Here is a 14,239-nt window from a genome sequence, read left to right as displayed (position 1 = left end):
CCCTGGCGCGCCGGCGCAACCCCGTCGCCGACCGATTCGCCGCACACGCATCCCGAGGAGCACGATGACCACCGCACGCCTGACCGTCGACCCCCACTTCCCCATCGGGGCCGTGCGGCGCCGCCTCTTCGGCGGCTTCGTCGAGCACCTCGGACGCCATGTCTACGACGGCATCTACGAACCCGGCCACCCCGAGGCCGACGAGCAGGGGTTCCGCCGCGACGTCCTCGAGCTCGTGCGCGAGCTGGGGGTGAGCATGATCCGGTATCCCGGCGGCAACTTCGTCTCAGGTTTCCGGTGGGAGGACAGCGTCGGCCCGCGCGAGCAGCGCCCGCGCCGCCTCGACCTCGCGTGGCACTCCACCGAGACGAACGAGGTCGGGCTGCACGAGTTCTCCGACTGGCTCGAGAAGGCCGGCAGCGAGCTGATGCTCGCGGTGAACCTCGGCACGCGCGGCACGCTCGAGGCGATCGACCTCCTCGAGTACAGCAACCTGCCCGGCGGCACCGCCCTGTCGCAGCAGCGCATCGACAACGGACGCGAGGCGCCGTTCGACGTGCGCGTGTGGTGCCTCGGCAACGAGATGGACGGGCCGTGGCAGCTCGGCCACCGCTCCGCCGACGACTACGGCAAGATCGCCGCGCAGACGGCCAAGGGCATGCGCCAGCTCGACCCGTCCATCGAGCTCGTGGTGTGCGGATCCTCCGGCGCGCAGATGCCGACGTTCGGCGAGTGGGAGCGCGTCGTGCTCACGCACACGTACGACGAGGTCGACATGATCTCGTGCCACGCCTACTACCAGGAGCACGACGGCGACATCGACTCGTTCCTGGCGTCGTCGGTCGACACAGACCGGTTCATCGAGGCCGTCGTCGCGACCGCCGACCACGTCGGCGCGGTGCGCGGCAGCGACAAGAGGATCGACATCTCGTTCGACGAGTGGAACATCTGGTACCAGACGCGTTTCCACGACGTCGATCAGCTCAGCGGCATCGACAACTGGCCCGTCGCTCCGCGGCTCCTCGAGGACGTGTATTCGGCGGTGGATGCCGTCGTCTTCGGCAGCCTCATGATCTCGCTGCTCACGCACGCCGACCGCGTGGCATCCGCGTCTCTGGCCCAGCTGGTGAACGTGATCGCGCCGATCATGACGGAGCCCGGCGGACCCGCCTGGCGACAGACGACGTTCTACCCGTTCTCGATCACGTCCCGTCTCGCCCGCGGTCAGGCCCTGCGCGTGGGGATCGAGGCCGCCACGATCGACACGGCGAAGCACGGGACGGTTCCCGCGGTGGATGCCGTCGCGACCCACGATTCCGAGACGGGGGAGGCCGCGGTCTTCCTGGTCCACCGCGGACGGCACGAGGCCGTCGAGGTCGCGATCGACGTCACGGGCTTCGGGAACGTCGAGCTGGTCGAGACGCACCTGCTGCACGACGACGACCCGTACGCCAGCAACACCCTCGAGCACCCCGATCGTGTGCAGCCGCGCGCGCTCGAGGGCGCGCGGATCGAGGACGGCATCCTGCGCGTGAGCCTGCCTCCGATCGCGTGGGCCGCGCTGGCCCTCCGCCGCGTCGGCTGACGCTGACGAAAACGCCCCTGCCTCGCGGACTCACGCGAGGCAGGGGCGTCTCTGCGAAGAAGAAGCGTCAGGCCAACTGCGCCCGGCGCGCGTGCAGCTCGTCGAACGTCGCGAACGTCTCGGCGATCGGGTTGCCGGTGAAGTGGCCGACCCAGCCGTCGTCGTCGTGGAAGAAGCGGATGCTGACGAACTCGGGGGTCGTGCCCATGTCGAACCAGTGGGTGGTGTTCGCCGGAACCGAGACGAGGTCGCCCGCCTCGCAGTAGAGGGCGTGCACCTTCTCGTTCACGTGCAGGTAGAAGACGCCGGCGCCCTTGGCGAAGAAGCGGTCCTCGTCGTCGTCGTGACGGTGCTCCGACAGGAAGCGCTCGCGCGAGGCGACCTTGACCTCGTCGTAGTTCTCCTGCGCGGGCGAGAGGCCCACGATGTCGACGAGCGTGTAGCCCTCGTCCTGCTTGACCTTCTCGACCTGGTCGGCGTAGAGCGCGAGCACGTCGTCGAGGGCGGCGTCGGAGGCGATCTCGTGCACGTCCCACCGGGAGAAGCGGGCGCCGAGCTCGGCGAGGGCCGCGCGGATCTCGTCCTCGTCGGTCGTCTCGAGGACGGGGCTGGTCGGGTCGGTCTCTTTCCAGACGGTCAGGAGCGTCATGGCTCCTCCTCTCGGACGGGTTCGGTCGGGACGTGTCGATTGTCTCGCCCGCGGCACGATCCCGGGGTGTTCGCGCTGATGCGACCCGTAACAAACCGCAACCTCGAACGGTCCGGAACGTGGAGCCCTGCTTGACTGCTCGACGGCCCTCGCCCCACAGCACCCGAGAGGGCCATTCGCACCCGACTCCTTTCGAAGGGGACCCCGTGTCCGTTCGCTCCCACCGTTGGGCGGCCCTCGTCGCCACCGCCGGTATCGCCGCCCTCGCCCTCACCGGCTGCGCGCAGCAGAACACCGCTGCTCCGGCCGCCTCGTCCGCCCCCGTGCAGAAGGCCGAGAACCTCCCGGCCCCGTTCGACGGCGAGCCGCTCGAGGTCGCCCTCGTGCAGCAGTCCGGCGCCGGCGACTTCTTCACGGCGTGGACCGCCGGAGCCAAGGCGCAGGCCGCCGCGGTCAACATCGACCTCACCGTCTACGACGCCCGCAACGACAATGCCAAGCAGGCCTCCGACCTCGAGCAGGCGATCGCCGCCAAGCCCGACGCGATCATCGTCGACCACGGTCAGACCGACACGATCGAGCCGCGCGTGCGCGAGGCAGTGGATGCCGGCATCCCGGTCATCGTGTACGACCTGGCGCTCGAGGACACCGACGGGGTCGTCGTGACCTCGCAGTCGGATGCCTCGATGGCGCAGGGCGTCCTCGACCAGCTCGTGAAGGACAACGGCGAGGGCGCGAAGGTGGGCCTCGTCAGCGCCGAGGGCTTCGCGCCGCTCGATCGCCGCAAGAAGGTGTGGGACGAGGTCGTCGCGAAGAACGGTCTCGACCAGCTCTTCTTCACCGGCAAGGTCACCGAGTCGACCGCGACCGACAACATCCCTCTCGTCGACGCGGCCCTCAAGGCGAACCCGGGCGTGCAGGCGATCTTCGCCCCGTACGACGAGATCACCAAGGGTGTCGTCCAGGCGGTGCTGCAGAACAACCTGCAGGACAAGGTCAAGGTCTACGGCATCGACATCTCCAACGCCGACATCGAGGTCATCACCGCCGACGGCAGCCCCTGGGTCGCCACGAGCGCGACCGACCCGTCGGCCGTGGGCGCCGGTGTCGTGCGCGCTCTCGCGCTGAAGCTGGCCGGCCAGCTCACCGAGGACACCGTCCAGTTCCCCGCCGTCACCATCACGCGCGACTTCCTCATCGAGAAGGGCATCACCAACGTCGCCCAGCTGCGCGAGGCCGAGCCATCGCTGCTGCTGAACGACACGGTGGTCGCCGACTGGCTGCCCGCCGTCTCCGGATGACGTTTCCGCTCTCTCACGCCGCTCAGGTGAACGACGCCCCCGTCGTCCGCCTGGGCGGCGTCGGCGTGCGGTTCGGCACCAACCAGGTGCTCCGCGACGTGTCGCTGGATCTGTTCCCCGGCAGCATCACCGCGCTCCTCGGCACCAACGGCGCCGGCAAGTCCACGCTGATCGGGGCGATCTCGGGGGCCAATGCCGGGTACACGGGCGAGATCGCGGTCGCGGGCACCGACGTCCGTCTGACCTCGCCCGCCCGCGCCCGTCGCGCCGGCATCGAGACCGTTCACCAGCGGATCGCCGACGGCATCGTGCCCGGCTTGAGCGTCGCCGACAACCTCGCCCTCACCGATCTCGCGACCGGCGGGCACCGTCTCGTGCGCCGGGCGGAGGCGGAGCGCGTCGCCCGCGCGGCGCTCGAGCGCCTCGGGCTGTCGTGGTCCGACGAGGTCCTGCGGGCGGATGCCGCGCGCCTGGGCACATCCGACGCCCAGCTGCTCGTGCTCGCCCGCGCCCTGCGGTCCACCCCGCGTCTGCTGATCCTCGACGAGCCGACCTCGGCGCTGACGGCCGCGGAGGCGGATCGCCTGTTCGCCGTGCTGCGGGTGCTGCGCGACGAGGGCCTGTCGATCCTGTTCGTCAGCCATCGTTTCGGGGAGATCGAGCGACTCGCCGATCGCATCGTCGTCCTCCGCGACGGACGCCTCGAGCTCGAGGCCCTCCGTCCGTTCGACTGGCAGGCGGCCCTGGAGGCGATGCTCGGCGTCCCGACCGAACTGCAGCAGCACATCACCGACCCGCTCCCCGCGCACGCCGAGGTGCTCGCCGTCGACGACGCGGTCCTCCTGCCCGGGGCGGCACCGCTGGCCCTTTCGGTCGCCGCGGGCCAGGTGACCGGCATCCTGGGTCTGCTCGGAGCCGGCAAGACCGAACTCGCCGAGATCATCGCCGGGGTGCGCCCCGCTGGCACCGCCCGCTTGCGACTCGACGGCGCGCCCTACCGCCCCGCGTCGCCCGCGGCGGCCAAGGACGCCGGCGTCGTGCTCGTGCCCGAGGACCGTCAGCGGCAGGGCATCCAGCCTGGCTGGTCGATCGGCCGCACCGTCGGACTCCCGGTGCTGCGGCAGATCTCGCGCTGGGGCGTCGTCTCGCCCGCACGCGAGCGCGCCGCCGCCGACGACGTGATCGACGCGTACGGCGTCGTCGCGCCGTCCGCCGACACCCGCGTCGACGATCTGTCGGGCGGCAACCAGCAGAAGGTCGTCGTGGGGCGGTGGCTGCGCACGGGCCCGCGCCTCGCCGTGCTCGACGAGCCGTTCCGCGGCGTCGACATCGGGGCACGCCGTCGTATCGGCGACGCCGCCCGCGACCGCGCGGCCGAGGGGGCCGCCGTGCTGGTGCTCTCCAGCGACGTCGACGAGATCCTCGACGTCGCCGACCGCATCGTCGTCCTCGTCTCGGGGCGCATCGTCCTGGACACCCCCGCCGGAGTCCTCGACCGCGCGCGCATCGTCGCCGCCCTGCTCGACGACCCCGGCCACCGGAAGGAAACCGCATGACCACCGCTCTCGCTCCCGCGCGACCGAGCGCCGGATCCCGGATCGTGGATGCCATCGCCAAGTGGGGCTTCGTCGCCGTCACCGTGCTGCTCATCGCGTTCTTCGCCGTGACCCAGCCCGCGTTCGCGACGCCCGAGAACATCGTGGGGATGCTGAAGTACATCGCCCCGATCGGCATCGCCGGTCTCGGCGTGACGCTCGCGATGACCGTCGGCGGCCTCGACCTGTCGGTCGGCGCGAACGCCGGATTCGCGGTGTCGATCGCCGCCTGGACGATGGTCATCGGCAATCAGGTCGGCGGCATCGCGGTCGGCGTCGTGCTGCTCTCGGGTGCGCTCATCGGCGCGGTCAACGCCGCGCTCATCGTGTTCGCGCGCATCCCCGACCTGCTGGCGACGCTCGCGACGATGTTCACGGTCGTGGGACTCAAGCTCATCATCGTCGACGGCAAGTCCATCTCGTCGCAGATGACCCTCGACGACGGCACCACCGCCCCCGGCCGGTTCACGCCCGACTTCCTGTGGTTCGACCGCGGGTTCATCGGCCCCCTCTCGGTGCCGGTCGTGCTCTTCCTCGGACTCACGGTCGTGCTGTGGTTCGTCCTCGACCGCACCCGCTGGGGCCGCGCGCTCGCCGCGGTGGGGTCGAACCCCGAGGCCGCGCGCCTCGCCGGCGTCCGCGTCCGCGCCTATCGCGCCGCCGCGTACATCGGCTGCGGCATCCTGGCATCCATCGCCGGTCTCGTCCTCGCCGCCCGCATCGGGCAGGGCGACGTCTCGGCCGGAAACAGCCTGCTGCTGGATGCCGTGGCCGTCGCGCTCGTGGGCGTGTCGGTGCTGGGCATCGGGCGTCCGAACGCGTGGGGCACGGCGCTGGGCGCGGTGCTCGTGGCCGTGATGGTCACCGGGTTCTCGATGATGGGCCTGCCGTACTACATCCAGGACTTCGGGAAGGGCCTCGTGCTGCTCGTGGCCCTGCTGTTCAGCTTCACGTTCCGCCGTCGCAAGACCACCATCGTCGCCGGGAGCACCACCGCATCATGACCCTCCTCACCGATCAGCTGACCGTCGCCACGGTCCCCGCCTACCTCGTCGCGCGCCCGCACCTGGCGGGGCCGGTGGATCCGGCATCCATCGTGTCCGTCGAGGAGGTCGGCGACGGCAACCTGAACCTCGTCTTCATCGTGAAGGATGCCGCCGGGAGCGGCGTCGTGGTGAAGCAGTCGCTGCCGCACGTGCGCGTCGACCCGTCGTGGCCGCTGACGCGCGAGCGGGCGGCGCGCGAGGCCGTCGTGCTCGGCGTGCACGAGCGGATCGACCCGGCGCACGTGCCGGCGTTCCACGGCTTCGACGCCGAGAACCTCGCCCTGTCGATCGAGGACCTCAGCGACCACGCGGTGTGGCGCGGCGAGCTCAACGCCGGTCGGCTGCACACGTACGCCGCGGCGCAGCTCGGCGAGTACGTCGGGGCCGTGGGCTTCGCGACGAGCGTGTTCGGGACGCCGGGGCCGGAGCGCCGCCGTGCGATCGCCGCCGCGACGAACCCGGAGCTGAGCGAGATCACCGAAGACCTGGTGTTCACCGAGCCGTACGTCGACCACGAGCACAACGGCTGGCTGCCCGCGAACGACGACGACGTGCGGGAACTGCGCGCCGACCGGACGTTCGTGCGCGAGATCGGCCTGGCCAAGCTGCGGTTCCAGGAGAACACGCAGAGCCTGCTGCACGGCGACCTGCACACCGGGTCGGTGTTCGTGCGCGCCGAGGGGGAGTCGGTGCGGGCGTTCGACTCGGAGTTCGGCACGTACGGCCCCACGGGCTTCGACCTGGGTGCCGTATGGGCGAACCTCGTGATCGCGGCCGCCCGCGCGCACGTGCTCGGGCGTTCCGCCGATGCCGAGACGCTGCTGACGCTGCCCGTCGAATTGGTCGACGCGTTCGAGGCCGAATTCCGCCGCCGCTGGCCCGACCGCGTCGACCCCCGTGTGTACGGCGACGAGGTGCTCGAGCACACGCTCGCGGTCGTGCGGTCGGATGCCGCGATCTACGGCGCCGCGAAGGCCGTGCGCCGCATCGTCGGGTTCTCCAAGGTCGCCGACATCCAGACGCTTCCCGAGCCGGAGCGCGCCGTCGCGGCGCGTTTCGTCCTGCGCGCCGCGCGGACGCTGGGAACCGCGCGCCTCGACGACGCCGACCCGCGGGCGCTCACCGCGCGGACGGTGGCGCTGCTCGGCTGACGCGGGGCTGCCCGCCGCGCCGGGCGCCGGGGGCGTGGCATCCCCGCCGCGGACACACGTTCGGGTCGAACGCACACGCACTGGCCGCCCGCAACGTGTGCGCTCGACCGGAACGTGTGCGTTCGGCGCGGGACCCGGCCGGCGCGCGGCCGCCGGTGGCGCTCAGCGCGTGGCGACGGTGAAGCGCAGCAGCCACTCGGCGATCTCGAGGTGGCGGCGCGCGGCGGCGACGTCGACGCCCCAGGCGTACATGCCGTGGCTCGCGACGATCAGCGCGGGGACCTCGGGCACCTCGGCGGTGGCCGGAACGTAGACCTCGTCGAAGCGCGCGGCCTCGACCGCCATGTCCTGGTCGTTCGTGATCACGGGGATCGTGACGGTTTCGTCGTGCGCGCGGTGGCCGATGCCCTTGAGCATCTCCATGTCGCGGATCTCGACGCCGCCCGGCCACCGGTGCCCCGCGACGACCGCGTCGAACGCGTGCACGTGGAACACCGCGCCCGCTCCGGTGCGCGCGGCGATGTGCGCGTGGAGCCCGGCCTCGGCGGACGGCGGCCGCGGGTCGTCGGGGTCGAGCGCCCCACCGTCGGCACCGATGAGCACGACGTCGCGATCGGTGAGCTCCGACTTGTCCAGACCGGATGCCGTGACCGCGAGCACGAGCGGATCGCGGTCGATCACGATCGAGAGGTTGCCGGACGTGCCGCGCATCCAGCCGTACCCCGAGAAGCGCGAGGCTTCCGCGGCGAGGGCGGCACCGGCCTCCTGCACGCGTGCGGTCAGGGGAAGGCTCACCGCGACAGCTCGATCTCGTCGAAGGATGCCACGGACGGCGAGGCGAAATCGGCTCCGTGCCACGGCTCGCCGGCGCGGTCAAGCGCGACGACCTGCCAGCCGGCAGCCAGAGCCGCGGCGACCTCGTCGGGGTGGTCGGTGAGGAACAGCGCACGCGATGGTTCCACGCCCAGCGCCGCGGCGATGCGGTCGTACGATCCGGACTCCTTCTTCGGCCCCGCGCTGACGGTGTCGAAGAAGTCCTCGACGAGCGGCGTCAGGTCGCCCTGCGGGGCGTGCCGGAACCACGGCACCTGCGACGCGACCGACCCTGAGGAGTACACCGCGAGCCGGATGCCGGCCTCGTGCCACGCGCGGAGGCGCGGCGGCACGTCCTCGAAGAACTGCGAGTGGATCTCGCCCGCGGCGAAGCCCTCGGCCCAGATGATCCCCTGCAGCGTCTTCAACGGCGTCGACTTCACGTCGGATGCCATGAGCCCGCGGAGCGCATCGGCGACCTCGGCGTCGGTGGCGTCGGCATCCAGCCCGGTCTCGGCGATCGCGTCGGCGCGGGCGGCGCGCACGGTGTCGTCGTCGCGCCCGAGCACCTCGTCGAGGCGGGGGCGGGCGTAGTCGTACAGGTCGCCCAGGATGAAGCCGGCGGCACTGGTGGTGCCCTCGATGTCGAGCACGACGACGTCGGCGGAGATGGCGGTCATGAAGGGTCCTCGTCGGGGGAAGCGGTCATGGGGCGGAAGGCGACGGTGTCGGGTTGCACGGTCGCGGCGACCGGGGCGGGCTCGGCGGGCGAGCGGCGGCGCCGGAGCGCCGGGGCGGGGGCTTCGGAATCCGGATCGGTCGTGAAGTGGGCGCCGACGTCGGCCGGTGCGAACGTGCCGCGGCTGGTCGCGATGCGGGTCACCAGGCGCGGCGGGGTGACGTCGAACGCGGGGTACCAGGCGTCGGTCACGAGCGGGCTGGCGGTGCGCCGCCCCAGGACTTCGAGCACCTCGCGCGGGTCACGGTCCTCGATCACGACGTCGTCGCCCGTCGGAGCACCGGGATCGGGCGCCTCGACCATGGCGTAGTACGGGATGCCGAATGCCGCCGCCGCGGCCGCGTGTGCGAGCGTGCCCACCTTATTCACCACCGAACCGTCGAGTGCGACGCGGTCGGCGGCGGTGACGACGGCGTCGATCGGTCCGGACCCCACGCCCCGGGGCGAGGCGAGCGCCGCGGCGGCCATGCCGTCGGTGATGAGCGTGACCTTCTGGTCGAGCTCGCGCAGCGAGTGCGCGGTCAGCCTCGCGCCCTGCAGGTACGGCCGGGTCTCGGTCGCGATCCACTCGATCTCGCGGCCGGCCTCGCGGGCGGCGGCGACGAGGCCGAACAGGTACGCGTCGGCCCAGCAGTGCGTGAGGATCCGCGGCGACTCGGGCAGCAGCGACAGCGTCGCGCGGCCCAGGCGCAGGCTGGCCTCGCGGTAGTCACGGTCGACCGCGGCCGCCGTCTCGAGCGTCACCGACACCAGGGTGTCGGTGTCGTCGGCATCCCGTCCGGCCGCGAGGATCCGTGCCACGGCATCGCGCGGGTGCGCGTTGGTGGGCCGGGCGGTGGCCAGTGCGCGGCCCGCGCGACCGAGCGCCGTCCGCGCCTCGCCGAGGGGCAGCCCCCGAGCCTGCAGAGCGGCGAGGCCCATGCCGGCGGTCGCGGCGTACAGCGGTCCCGAGCTCTGGGTGACCATGTCGCGGATCGCCGAAGCGACCTCGTCGGGGGTCGTGGCATCCATCCATTCCACCCGTGCGGGGAACACGCGGCGATCGAGGATGCGGACGACACCCGCCGACTCGTCGAGGACGACGGAATTCTCGAGGGTGGCAGACATCGCGACGATTCTCCCACGGGCCTCGGACGTCGGCGGCGTCGTGACAGCGTGCGACGCGGGGCTGCTCAGCGATCCGCGCAACCTCAGCGATCCGCGCATCCTCAGTCGGATCCGTGTGGATGCCACTGACCCGGCGCGTATCGCGGAGGTCATGGCGTGGCGGCTGTTCACGCGGCATCCACCCCTGGATCAGGCGTTGGCTCTGCCGAGTTCGCGCGGGAGCCGGATCATGCCCTCGCATGGGGGCAGGGCGATCGGACGGCGTGAGGTGGACTTCGTTCAACGCGCGGACGCAGGTCGTCGTGTGGGAGGCGGGGGAGGAGGCCCCCGACTCCTTCGTGGATACGGGCCGGCTCCTGCTCGCGCTCGCCGCATCCCGCGGATCGATCGCCTCCGGGGTGCTCGCCGCCGAGGGCATCGATCTCATGGCCTTCGCCCACCTCGTCGCTCACTCCGGCGAACGCGGTCCGCGGGGTTCGATGAGTGCCTTCGCGATTCGCTCGGTCAGGAGCGCGAGCGCCTACGCGGACACGTTCGGCCACCCCGCAGCCAGCACCGGCCATCTGCTCCTCGGCATACTCGACGAACTCGATGGCGTGGCGATGCTCGTCCTTCAAGCTCTGGGCGTCGAGCGTCGCCATCTCGTGGCGAGAACCCGTGCGCACCTCGACGCGGCCCGCGCGGCCGGCGCCCTCGACGAGCGGGGGCTCGAGGAGGATCTTGTGCTGACAGGGACCGAGGTGCTGCGCATGCCTCCGTCCCAGGCGCATGCCGTCTTCCTCCGCCGCGCCGCGGGGGATCCGACGCTCGCGATCGCCGTCGCGCCGGACGGCGTCGTCGAGGTCGCGCGGACGTTCGAGGGAGACGGCGAGTTCGCGCTGTGCTTCCGACTGGAGGATGCAGTGGACACGACGATCGAATGGATGGTTTCCCTGCGGGTGACGGTGTACTCCGCCACCCACCGGGAGACCCTCGTCGCCGACGCGGAATCCAAGCTCGACGAGCGGTCGCGGCAGATCGGCGAGCTGCTGAAGCGCTTGGTCGTGCCGGAGGGTCCGCGTCCGGATGCCGCGGAGGTGCGCCCGTGACGGCACCCACCGGCGAGGTCGTGATCGCTCTGCTGATGCTGCCCGCTCTCGCTCTCGTCACGAGATGGCTGCGGCCCAACCTGGGGGACGTGCGCCGACAGCGACTCTGGCAGCAGATCAACTGGCCCCCGTGCGCCCTGGGCATCGCCCTGCTCCCGGTGGCGATCGCCCGCCCGCAGACGACGGATGCGTTCGCCGAGCTCATCGCCACCACCCGGGCGGTCGTCCCCCTCCCCGCGCTGGGTCTCGGCATCCTGATTCCGCTCGGGCTCGTCGTCGGTGTCGGGTGGGGTCTCGCGAGGTTCCGGCCGTGGAGCGCGCGGTCTCCGTGGATGCGCGTCGACCACGTCTGGCCCGCGACGGGTCGCGCCGAACGACTGATCTTCGGGCTCTGGGGCGCGCCGCTCATCGCGGTCTCGAGCGAGCTCGTCTACCGGTGGTCGGGCCCCGCGTTGTTGATGCTCCTCACGCACTCCCCGCTCGTCGCCTGGGGTGTGCCGCTGGTGCTCTTCGCCGTCGCGCACGCTGATCGGACGTTCCGCAGCCTCCCGATGCTGGCACTCTTCGGGCTCACGATGATGGTCCTCGTCATCGCCGAGGGCGGTCTGATCTCGGCCATCGTCGCGCACGCCGTGTGCGACCTGGTGGTGGTGGTCGTCCTGCCCGAGATCGTGCGCGCTCGCCGCCTTCGTCGGTTGCGCCAGGCGCTGGCGGAGTTCCGCGCAGCCTGAGGCTCTCGGCATCCATCCCCGTACGCTGAGCGATCCGCGCAACCTCGGTCGGCTGGGGCCGGATGCCGCTGACCTGGCGCGGATCGCTGAGCTCGCACCGCGGCGGCCAAGCCAAAACGCCGCTCCGCCCGCGCCGCTCGCGCCCCCGCGCGCCGGCGTGAGACAATGGCCACGGCGTGCCCGGACCGACCTTTCCCCGCACGGCGCGACAGGCGCCGCCGGGTCGAAGGGCCACCGGGCCCCAGGACAGCGTTCCGCCGCACCTTTCCTCCCAAGGAGCAGAGATGTCCGCTACCCCCGCCGCTGCCGCCGTCGAGTCCGAGACGAACGGCCGTGTCCAGCAGCACCGTCGATACCTCATGTGCCGGCCCGAGCACTTCACGGTGAGCTACAGCATCAACCCGTGGATGGAGCCTTCGCGCCCCACCGACACGAACCTCGCCCTGCAGCAGTGGCAGTCGCTGTACGACACCTACACCGCGCTCGGCCACGAGATCGAGCTCATCGATCCCGTCGAGGGTCTGCCCGACATGGTCTACACGGCCAACGGCGGCTTCGTCATCGACGGCGTCGCGTACGGCCCGAAGTTCCGCTTCCGCGAGCGCGCCGACGAGGCCCCCGCGTTCATCGACTGGTTCGCAGCGTCCGGCTTCGAGGTCGCCGAGCCGGTCGAGGTGAACGAGGGCGAGGGCGACTTCCTGCTCGTCGGGAACACGATCCTCGCCGGCACCGGCTTCCGCTCCACCGGCGACAGCCACCGCGAGGTCGGCGAGGTCTTCTCCCGCGAGGTCGTGTCGCTGACGCTCACCGACCCGCGGTTCTACCACCTCGACACCGCGATCGCAGTTCTCGACCCCGTCGAGGGCCCCGGCGGCGTCGAGAAGGCGAACATCGCGTACCTGCCGAACGCGTTCGACGAGCGCAGCCAGGCGATCCTCCGCGAGCGCTACCCCGATGCCATCCGGGTCTCGGATGCCGACGGCGCCGTGTTCGGCCTGAACTCCGCCAGCGACGGCAAGAACGTCATCATCTCTCCCCGCGCGAAGGGCTTCGAGGCGCAGCTGCGCGAGCGCGGGTACACGCCCGTCCTCGTCGACCTGTCCGAGCTGCTGCTCGGCGGTGGCGGGATCAAGTGCTGCACGCTCGAGCTGCGCGGGGGCACCCGATGAGCACCACCGTCGACGACCTCGGCGCGCAGCTCATCGCCGCCGAGAGCGCGCACGTCGCGCACAACTACCACCCGCTGCCGGTCGTCGCCGCGCGCGCCGAGGGCGTGTGGGTCACCGACGTCGAGGGCAAGCGTTACCTCGACCTGCTGTCGGCGTACTCGGCGCTGAACTTCGGTCACGGGCACCCGGCGATCCTCGCCGCCGCCCGCGAGCAGCTCGAACGCCTCACGCTCACGAGTCGTGCGTTCCACAACGACCGGCTCGGTCCGTTCGCCACCGCCCTCGCGCAGCTGTGCGGCAAAGACCTCGTCCTGCCGATGAACACGGGCGCCGAGGCGGTGGAGACCGGCATCAAGGTCGCCCGCGCCTGGGGTTACCGGACAAAGGGCGTCGCCCCGGATGCCGCGACCATCGTCGTCGCGAACGGCAATTTCCACGGCCGCACGACGACCATCGTCGGTTTCAGCGACGACCCGACCGCGCACGACGACTTCGGTCCGTACGCGCCCGGTTTCGTGCACGTCCCCTACGGCGACGCGGATGCCATCGCCGCGGCGATCGACGAGAACACCGCCGCGGTGCTGCTGGAGCCGATCCAGGGCGAGGCCGGTGTCGTGATCCCGCCGGACGGCTTCCTCCGCCGGGTGCGCGAGATCTGCACCGAGAACAACGTTCTGTTCATCGCCGACGAGATCCAGTCGGGCCTCGGCCGCGTAGGCGAGACGTTCGCGTGCGACCGCGAGGGCGTCGTGCCCGACGTCTACCTCCTCGGCAAGGCGCTGGGCGGTGGCATCCTGCCGCTGTCGGCGGTCGTCGCGAACGAGGACGTCCTCGGCGTCATCCGCCCCGGTGAGCACGGCTCGACGTTCGGCGGCAACCCGCTGGCGGCCGCCGTCGGCCTCCGCGTCGTCGAGATGCTGGCATCCGGGGAGTTCCAGACCCGCGCGAAGGCGCTCGGCGAGCACCTCGCCCAGGGGCTCGAATCGCTCGTCGGCCACGGCGTGACTGCGGTGCGCGTCGCCGGGCTGTGGGCGGGCGTCGACATCGACCCGGCCGCGGGCCGCGGTCGCGAGATCGCCGAGAAGCTCCTCGCCCGCGGCGTGCTGGTGAAGGACACCCACGGACAGACAATCCGCATCGCGCCGCCCCTGACGATCCGGGCGACCGAGATCGACTGGGCGATCGAGCAGCTTCGGCACGTCCTGTCCTGACCCCGGCGCGAGTCGCCAGGATTTGTCGCCTCGGCCAGACCGGCGGCGACAAAT

13 protein-coding genes are annotated in these 14,239 nt (G+C 71.6%); 9 read left to right on the top strand and 4 right to left on the bottom strand.

The genetic code is table 11. The annotated features are described in order from the left end of the window. The first annotated feature begins 64 nt into the window (after nucleotides 1-64). Nucleotides 65-1,585: an arabinosylfuranosidase ArfA gene (gene arfA, locus QM517_RS08975; protein WP_283286772.1), complete on the top strand. Its 1,521-nt coding sequence runs from the start codon at nucleotides 65-67 to the stop codon at nucleotides 1,583-1,585. Nucleotides 1,586-1,652: 67 nt separating this feature from the next. Here the strand turns inward: arfA and QM517_RS08970 are convergent, their stop codons facing one another. Further along, nucleotides 1,653-2,234, bottom strand: a complete 582-nt coding sequence (locus tag QM517_RS08970; RefSeq protein WP_283286770.1) for a 1,2-dihydroxy-3-keto-5-methylthiopentene dioxygenase — start codon at nucleotides 2,232-2,234, stop codon at nucleotides 1,653-1,655. Between the two features lie 206 nt (nucleotides 2,235-2,440). Between QM517_RS08970 and QM517_RS08965 the strand changes: the two genes are divergently transcribed. The 4 genes from QM517_RS08965 to mtnK are packed head-to-tail and all read left to right on the top strand — an operon-like array spanning nucleotide 2,441 to nucleotide 7,327. Further along, a complete protein-coding gene (locus QM517_RS08965; protein ID WP_283286768.1) occupies nucleotides 2,441-3,535 on the top strand; it encodes a substrate-binding domain-containing protein in 1,095 nt (364 codons plus the stop codon). Then, nucleotides 3,532-5,091 carry a sugar ABC transporter ATP-binding protein gene (locus tag QM517_RS08960; protein ID WP_077049744.1) on the top strand — a complete coding sequence of 520 codons (1,560 nt, stop codon included), beginning with the start codon at nucleotides 3,532-3,534 and terminating at the stop codon, nucleotides 5,089-5,091. The genes QM517_RS08965 and QM517_RS08960 overlap by 4 nt, the downstream gene beginning before the upstream one ends. Then, entirely contained in the window at nucleotides 5,088-6,134 is a 1,047-nt protein-coding gene (locus QM517_RS08955; RefSeq protein ID WP_077049743.1) for an ABC transporter permease, read from the top strand. Before QM517_RS08960 ends, QM517_RS08955 begins: the two co-directional genes overlap by 4 nt. Continuing rightward, nucleotides 6,131-7,327: an S-methyl-5-thioribose kinase gene (gene mtnK, locus QM517_RS08950; RefSeq protein ID WP_283286763.1), complete on the top strand. Its 1,197-nt coding sequence runs from the start codon at nucleotides 6,131-6,133 to the stop codon at nucleotides 7,325-7,327. Before QM517_RS08955 ends, mtnK begins: the two co-directional genes overlap by 4 nt. 162 nt (nucleotides 7,328-7,489) lie before the next feature. Here the strand turns inward: mtnK and mtnB are convergent, their stop codons facing one another. From mtnB to QM517_RS08935, 3 genes are read right to left on the bottom strand one after another with little or no spacing between them, the layout of a single operon-like run. After that, nucleotides 7,490-8,122, bottom strand: a complete 633-nt coding sequence (gene mtnB, locus QM517_RS08945; RefSeq protein WP_283286760.1) for a methylthioribulose 1-phosphate dehydratase — start codon at nucleotides 8,120-8,122, stop codon at nucleotides 7,490-7,492. Next, nucleotides 8,119-8,820: an acireductone synthase gene (gene mtnC / locus QM517_RS08940; protein ID WP_283286757.1), complete on the bottom strand. Its 702-nt coding sequence runs from the start codon at nucleotides 8,818-8,820 to the stop codon at nucleotides 8,119-8,121. The genes mtnB and mtnC overlap by 4 nt, the downstream gene beginning before the upstream one ends. After that, on the bottom strand, nucleotides 8,817-9,986 hold the full coding sequence (locus QM517_RS08935) for a hypothetical protein (RefSeq protein ID WP_283286756.1): 1,170 nt from the start codon (nucleotides 9,984-9,986) through the stop codon (nucleotides 8,817-8,819). Before QM517_RS08935 ends, mtnC begins: the two co-directional genes overlap by 4 nt. A gap of 263 nt (nucleotides 9,987-10,249) precedes the next feature. Here QM517_RS08935 and QM517_RS08930 point away from each other — a divergent pair, with 263 nt between their 5' ends. The 4 genes from QM517_RS08930 to rocD all read left to right on the top strand — a co-directional run bounded on the left by QM517_RS08930 (nucleotide 10,250) and on the right by rocD (nucleotide 14,185). Continuing rightward, on the top strand, nucleotides 10,250-11,074 hold the full coding sequence (locus tag QM517_RS08930; protein WP_283286753.1) for a Clp protease N-terminal domain-containing protein: 825 nt from the start codon (nucleotides 10,250-10,252) through the stop codon (nucleotides 11,072-11,074). Continuing rightward, nucleotides 11,071-11,805 (top strand): CPBP family intramembrane glutamic endopeptidase, encoded by a 735-nt coding sequence (locus QM517_RS18650; RefSeq protein WP_283286752.1) that lies wholly within the window; start codon nucleotides 11,071-11,073, stop codon nucleotides 11,803-11,805. The genes QM517_RS08930 and QM517_RS18650 overlap by 4 nt, the downstream gene beginning before the upstream one ends. Nucleotides 11,806-12,089: 284 nt before the next feature. After that, entirely contained in the window at nucleotides 12,090-12,974 is an 885-nt protein-coding gene (gene ddaH / locus QM517_RS08920) for a dimethylargininase (RefSeq protein ID WP_283286749.1), read from the top strand. Next, nucleotides 12,971-14,185: an ornithine--oxo-acid transaminase gene (gene rocD, locus QM517_RS08915; protein ID WP_283286747.1), complete on the top strand. Its 1,215-nt coding sequence runs from the start codon at nucleotides 12,971-12,973 to the stop codon at nucleotides 14,183-14,185. The genes ddaH and rocD overlap by 4 nt, the downstream gene beginning before the upstream one ends. The last annotated feature ends 54 nt before the right edge of the window (nucleotides 14,186-14,239 follow it).

Origin of the sequence: Microbacterium sp. IEGM 1404 (genome assembly GCF_030056775.1) — a bacterium.
Taxonomy (GTDB): Bacteria; Actinomycetota; Actinomycetes; order Actinomycetales; family Microbacteriaceae; genus Microbacterium.
Note: the sequence above shows the minus strand (reverse complement) of the source record. Positions and strands in the feature narration are given on the sequence as shown.

What these genes read in the sequence shown, in the direction of transcription:
- arfA (WP_283286772.1), top strand. Translation starts at nt 65, where the DNA reads ATGACCACCGCACGCCTGACCGTCGACCCCCACTTCCCCATCGGGGCC.
- QM517_RS08970 (WP_283286770.1), bottom strand. Translation starts at nt 2,234, where the DNA reads ATGACGCTCCTGACCGTCTGGAAAGAGACCGACCCGACCAGCCCCGTC.
- QM517_RS08955 (WP_077049743.1), top strand. Translation starts at nt 5,088, where the DNA reads ATGACCACCGCTCTCGCTCCCGCGCGACCGAGCGCCGGATCCCGGATC.
- mtnC (WP_283286757.1), bottom strand. Translation starts at nt 8,820, where the DNA reads ATGACCGCCATCTCCGCCGACGTCGTCGTGCTCGACATCGAGGGCACC.
- QM517_RS08935 (WP_283286756.1), bottom strand. Translation starts at nt 9,986, where the DNA reads ATGTCTGCCACCCTCGAGAATTCCGTCGTCCTCGACGAGTCGGCGGGT.
- QM517_RS08960 (WP_077049744.1), top strand. Translation starts at nt 3,532, where the DNA reads ATGACGTTTCCGCTCTCTCACGCCGCTCAGGTGAACGACGCCCCCGTC.
- mtnK (WP_283286763.1), top strand. Translation starts at nt 6,131, where the DNA reads ATGACCCTCCTCACCGATCAGCTGACCGTCGCCACGGTCCCCGCCTAC.
- rocD (WP_283286747.1), top strand. Translation starts at nt 12,971, where the DNA reads ATGAGCACCACCGTCGACGACCTCGGCGCGCAGCTCATCGCCGCCGAG.
- ddaH (WP_283286749.1), top strand. Translation starts at nt 12,090, where the DNA reads ATGTCCGCTACCCCCGCCGCTGCCGCCGTCGAGTCCGAGACGAACGGC.